This is a genomic window from Fictibacillus sp. NPDC058756, assembly GCF_042746035.1.
GTDB lineage: Bacteria > Bacillota > Bacilli > Bacillales > Fictibacillaceae > Fictibacillus.
This window is the reverse complement of record NZ_JBHYPU010000011.1, coordinates 1-1,534: the sequence shown is the minus strand read 5'-3', so window position 1 is coordinate 1,534 and position 1,534 is coordinate 1. Positions and strand designations below refer to the sequence as shown.

Sequence of the window (1,534 nt, the reverse complement as noted above, 5' to 3'; positions counted from 1 at the left end):
TCAATCGGCGCAAACGTTTCTCACGTTTGTATCGCTACTCATGCCTGCATTCTCACTCGTGAACCGTCCACAACTCGCTTCCGCGGCTGCTTCACCCGGCACACGACGCTCCCCTACCCATCACAGCCGGCGTTGGCCGTATTGCTGCAATGACACGACTTCGGCGGTACGCTTGAGCCCCGCTACATTGTCGGCGCGGAATCACTAGACCAGTGAGCTATTACGCACTCTTTCAAGGGTGGCTGCTTCTAAGCCAACCTCCTGGTTGTCTGTGCGACTCCACATCCTTTCCCACTTAGCGTACGCTTAGGGGCCTTAGTCGATGCTCTGGGCTGTTTCCCTCTCGACCATGGAGCTTATCCCCCACAGTCTCACTGCCGCGCTCTCACTTACCGGCATTCGGAGTTTGGCTAAGGTCAGTAACCCGGTAGGGCCCATCGCCTATCCAGTGCTCTACCTCCGGCAAGAAACACACGACGCTGCACCTAAATGCATTTCGGGGAGAACCAGCTATCACGGAGTTTGATTGGCCTTTCACCCCTAACCACAGGTCATCCCCCAGGTTTTCAACCCTGGTGGGTTCGGTCCTCCACGAAGTCTTACCTCCGCTTCAACCTGCCCATGGCTAGATCACTCCGCTTCGGGTCTTGAGCGTGCTACTCAACGCCCTATTCGGACTCGCTTTCGCTACGGCTTCCCCACACGGGTTAACCTCGCAACACACCGCAAACTCGCAGGCTCATTCTTCAAAAGGCACGCAGTCACGACGCACCAAGTAAACTCGATGCGCGACGCTCCCACGGCTTGTAGGCACACGGTTTCAGGTACTATTTCACTCCGCTCCCGCGGTACTTTTCACCATTCCCTCACGGTACTATCCGCTATCGGTCACCAGGGAATATTTAGGCTTAGCGGGTGGTCCCGCCAGATTCACACGGGATTTCTCGGGCCCCGTGCTACTTGGGTGTCTCTCAAGCAAGCCGCTGACGTTTCGACTACGGGGGTCTTACCCTCTACGCCGGACCTTTCGCATGTCCTTCGCCTACATCAACGGTTTCTGACTCGTCCCACGGCCGGCAGACCGTGAAAGAGAGATCCCACAACCCCGCATGCGCAACCCCTGCCGGGTCTCACACGCATACGGTTTGGCCTCATCCAGTTTCGCTCGCCACTACTCCCGGAATCACGGTTGTTTTCTCTTCCTGCGGGTACTGAGATGTTTCACTTCCCCGCGTTCCCTCCACACTGCCTATGTGTTCAGCAGCGGGTGACAGCCCATGACGACTGCCGGGTTTCCCCATTCGGACACCCCCGGATCAAAGCCTGGTTGACGACTCCCCGGGGCCTATCGTGGCCTCCCACGTCCTTCATCGGTTCCTGGTGCCAAGGCATCCACCGTGCGCCCTTAAAAACTTGGCCACAGATGCTCGCGTCCACTGTGCAGTTCTCAAACAACGACCAGCCACCCATCACCCCAACCCGAAGGCTGAGTTCACTGGGGCCGGCATCCCGAAGGGCAGACCGTAGTCCGCAC

1 rRNA gene is annotated in these 1,534 nt (G+C 58.0%); it reads right to left on the bottom strand.

From position 1 onward, the window contains the following. Positions 1-1,419: ribosomal RNA gene (locus tag ACFW35_RS19825) — 23S ribosomal RNA — on the bottom strand; the annotation flags it as partial. Positions 1,420-1,534 lie beyond the last annotated feature (115 nt).